The sequence below is a fragment of the Kitasatospora putterlickiae genome, from assembly GCF_039527695.1.
GTDB classification, from domain to species: Bacteria; Actinomycetota; Actinomycetes; order Streptomycetales; family Streptomycetaceae; genus Kitasatospora; species Kitasatospora putterlickiae.
In genome coordinates this window covers 294-3,274 of the sequence record NZ_BAAAKJ010000417.1, presented here as the reverse complement: position 1 = coordinate 3,274, position 2,981 = coordinate 294, and the positions used below count along the sequence as shown (strand labels likewise).

General features: G+C 74.1%; 4 protein-coding genes. 1 reads left to right on the top strand and 3 read right to left on the bottom strand.

Going from position 1 to position 2,981, the window contains the following annotated elements:
- The 3 genes from ABD308_RS34955 to ABD308_RS34945 all read right to left on the bottom strand — a co-directional run.
- Positions 1-424: alpha/beta hydrolase (locus ABD308_RS34955; RefSeq protein ID WP_344343966.1), on the bottom strand; the 424-nt coding region annotated here is incomplete at its 3' end.
- A gap of 26 nt (positions 425-450) precedes the next feature.
- Positions 451-1,224, bottom strand: a complete 774-nt coding sequence (locus ABD308_RS34950) for a methyltransferase domain-containing protein (RefSeq protein ID WP_344343963.1) — start codon at positions 1,222-1,224, stop codon at positions 451-453.
- Positions 1,225-1,270: 46 nt separating this feature from the next.
- The gene (locus ABD308_RS34945; protein ID WP_344343959.1) at positions 1,271-2,332 is read right to left on the bottom strand and encodes an alpha-hydroxy acid oxidase; all 1,062 of its coding nucleotides are present in this window, start codon (positions 2,330-2,332) and stop codon (positions 1,271-1,273) included.
- Positions 2,333-2,561: 229 nt separating this feature from the next.
- Between ABD308_RS34945 and ABD308_RS34940 the strand changes: the two genes are divergently transcribed.
- On the top strand, positions 2,562-2,981 hold a 420-nt coding region (locus ABD308_RS34940), incomplete at its 3' end, for an AMP-binding protein (RefSeq protein ID WP_344343957.1).

The following is a 2,981-nucleotide window of genomic DNA, read 5'->3' as shown; positions in this document are numbered from 1 at the left end:
CGCCCAGCCGGCGGGCGGCGGCCGCGCAGTCCTGGACGGCGGCGGGGAACGGGTGCTCGGGGGCGAGGCGGTAGCCGACGGAGGCGGTGGCGCAGCCGACCGCGTTGGTGAGCGCGCGGCAGATCGCGTCACTGGTGTCGGGCGAGCCGAGGGTCCAGCCGCCGCCGAACAGGTAGAGCAGGACGGGCAGCGGGCGGCCGTCGGCGGGCGGCTCTGGCCGGTAGAGGCGCAGCGCGAGTTCGCCGCCGGGGCCGGGGAGGCGGTGCTCCTCGACGGCGGCGACCGGCTCGGGGGTGCCCGCGGCGGCGCGGATCTCGGCGAGGTCGGCGGCGCGGGCCTCGGCCACGGTGAGACTGTACAGCGGGGCCGTGGCGGCGCTCGCGCGGCGATCGCGCAGCGCCTGGGCCTGGGGGTGCAGGGGCATCGGGGTTTCCTCGGGACGGGGCCGGGTCAGCGGTCGGCCTCGACGTAGATGGTCTCGTCGGTGCGGAAGGCGGTGTCCAGGTCGGCGACGTCGGCGCGGGCCCCCTCGCGGTAGGCGCAGTGCCGGATCCGGCCGTCCTCGAAACCGGCCAGGGTCAGGACGTGGCGCAGCTCGTCGAGGTCGTAGATCCACTGGTGACCGTAGTAGCGGAAGATCTGGTTGACCAGGAAGGCGGGGCGATTGGGCATCGGCGGGCCGAAGCCCATGGTGGTCAGGCGCCGGCGGTGCTTGGCGAGGAAGCCGTCGCCGGTGGCGTAGCCGACCAGGTAGCGGGCCAGGTCGGGGGTGGTGAGGCGCAGGACGCCGCCGGGGCGCAGCACCCGGCGGGCCTCGCGCAGCCAGCCGACCGCGACGGGCATGGTGACGTGCTCGATGAGGTGCTCGGCGTAGACCCAGTCGACGCTGGCGTCGGCGAAGGGCAGCGGCTCGGAGATGTCGAGCTGGGTGAACCAGCGGTCGCCGTTGACCCGGTAGAGGGTGCCGGGTTCGGTGCTGGTCTCGGGGCTGCGCAGGGCGGTGAGGTCGGTGCCGAGGCCCTCCGGGTGGGCGGTGCGGAAGGCGGCGAACTCCAGGCCGGTGATGCCGAGGTCGGTGAAGTCCCCGTGGTCGTGGGGCAGGCCGCCGGCGGCGGCTTCCAGCTTCTGGCAGGTGGCGACGTCGGCGCTGAACCGGTCGAGCTGGTCGGCGAGGCCGTCCGGGTCGTCCCAGTCCCAGCCGGGGAAGGCGTCCTGTCTGTTCATGGTGTCGCTCTTTCGCTCGTCGGGTCGGGGGTGGTGCGCGCGGGGCTCAGACGGGCCAGGGCGCGAGGGCGGTGCGGTCCAGGTCGGCGACCGTGGGGCGGCCCAACAGGGCCATGGTGTGTTCCAGTTCGTCGCGCAGCAGGTCGAGGACGCGGGCCACGCCGTCCTCGCCGCCGGTGGCCAGGCCCCAGAAGGCGGGGCGGCCGACCAGGACGGCGCGGGCGCCGAGGGCGAGGGCCACCGCGATGTCCGCGCCGCCGCGCACGCCGCCGTCGAGCAGCGCCGGGAGGTGCGGCGGCAGGGCGTCGACGACCTCGGGGAGGGCGGCCAGCGCGGGCAGCGCGCCGTCGAGTTGGCGGCCGCCGTGGTTGGAGACCACGACCGCGTCGACGCCGTGCTCGGCGGCGAGCCGGGCGTCCTCGGCGGTCAGCACGCCCTTGAGGACCAGCGGCAGCCGGGTGCGTTCGCGCAGCCAGGCGAGGTCGGCCCAGGTCAGGGTGGGGTCGAACTGTTCGCGGGCGTGCTCGGCGATGCCGGACGCGCCCTGGCCGGCGCGGTGGGTGGCGGCCATCAGCGCGGGATCGAGGTTGACCGCGCGGATCTCCGGGGGGACGGCGAAGCCGTTGCGCAGGTCGCGCGGCCGGCGGCCGATCCGGGGGGCGTCGACGGTGAGCAGCAGGGCGGCGAAGCCGGCCGCCTCCGCGCGTTCCACCAGGGCGGCGAGCGCGTCGCGGCGGCGCAGCCAGTAGAGCTGGAGCCAGAGCGGGCCGGTCGCGGCGGCGGCGATCTCCTCCAGGGTGCGACTGGCGAAGATTCCGGCGACCAGCAGCGCGCCCGCCTTTCCGGCTGCCCGGGCGGTCGCCGTTTCGCCGTCCGGATGGACCAGCCGGTGGTAGGCCATCGGGGCAATTCCGACCGGAAGTCGCAGCGTGCCGCCGAGAAGATCGACGGCGGGCGTGCAGTTGGAGACGTCGACGAGCGTGCGCGGGCGGAACGCGTAGCGTCCGAACATTTCCCGGTTCGCCGCCATGGTGCGTTCCGAGCCGCTGCCGCCTTCGATGAAGTCCCAGATTTCTGGGGTGAGTTGCTCGCGCGCAGCGCGTTCCATCCCGGCCAGTGTGAGTGGTGCCACGGGCGTCCTCGTTCCCGGACCCGCCGCGTTCGGACCGGTCCACGGATCGGCAGCGTAGGAGGTCTACACCGCATTGGTATAGACCTTGATTTGACCAATCGTCTGTGCAATGGTCTGGCAACGGAATTGGACGTATTGCTTGTTGATGACTCGTGAACATCGTCCAAGTGTCCATGACAAATCTCCTCACTGTGTGGAGCAGGCGTTGACCGGCTTTTCCCCTTCTTCACCGCCGCCCGCCTCACCCCCGCACGCCGACGCTCCCGTCGACTGGGTCGACCAGGTGCTACTGGCCGGCCCCGGGGGTGAGGAGTGCCTGCGTTTCGGCACGCCCGTCGACCGCGACGCCCTGCGCGCGCTGGTCGCCGAGCAGGCCGAGCGGCTGGCCTCGGCCGGCCTCGGCCCGGGCGGGACCGTCGCACTGCGACTGCCGCCCTCCCTGGGCTTCGTCGCCGTGCTCCTGGCGGCCTGGCAACTACGCGCCCAGGTGGCGCTGCTGGACCACCGGCTGACCGACCACGAGGTCGAGCTCGCGGTCGACCGGCTGGCGCCGCAGGTGCTGGTCGGCTCGGCCTCCCGGCCGGCCGCCGCGGCGCTGCGCGGCTACTCGCTGGTCGACCCGGCG

Coding starts and splice junctions, on each gene's coding strand:
- ABD308_RS34950 (WP_344343963.1), bottom strand. CDS start 1,224: ATGAACAGACAGGACGCCTTCCCCGGCTGGGACTGGGACGACCCGGAC.
- ABD308_RS34945 (WP_344343959.1), bottom strand. CDS start 2,332: ATGGAACGCGCTGCGCGCGAGCAACTCACCCCAGAAATCTGGGACTTC.